This is a genomic window from Tritonibacter sp. SIMBA_163, assembly GCF_046535935.1.
GTDB lineage: Bacteria > Pseudomonadota > Alphaproteobacteria > Rhodobacterales > Rhodobacteraceae > Epibacterium > Epibacterium scottomollicae.
In genome coordinates, this window is the sequence record NZ_JAWJBP010000243.1 from 1 (window position 1) to 308 (window position 308).

Annotated in this window: 1 protein-coding gene; it reads right to left on the bottom strand. The window is 67.9% G+C overall.

The window, feature by feature from the left end; all coding sequences use genetic code 11:
* Positions 1-257, bottom strand: a 257-nt coding sequence (locus R0J92_RS22250) for a hypothetical protein (RefSeq protein WP_411053250.1), incomplete at its 3' end; no start/stop codon positions are given.
* Between the last annotated feature and the right edge of the window lie 51 nt (positions 258-308).

Below are 308 nucleotides of genomic sequence, written 5' to 3' on the forward strand. Positions count from 1 at the left end.
GTGCCCAGCGACTGCGCCATCTTGGCCTGCGCATCCACGATTTGCAGGCTGGAGCGCACCGCCATGGTGGCGGCAGCGGCCATCGGCACCGTCAGGCCAAGCGCCATGCGCCGTCCCGACTGTTCCATCCGCCCGGCCAGCCGCACCATGCGGCGTTCGACCGTGCCCATGGTGGCCCTGGCCCGCTTGGCGCCCGTCTCGAAGGCGGCGGAATCCATCGAAAGCACGCCGCGCAGCGCGCCAATAACTGCCGACATCTACGGCCCCTTTTTACTCTCGAAGTGCATGTTCATCAGACCGGCGCGCAG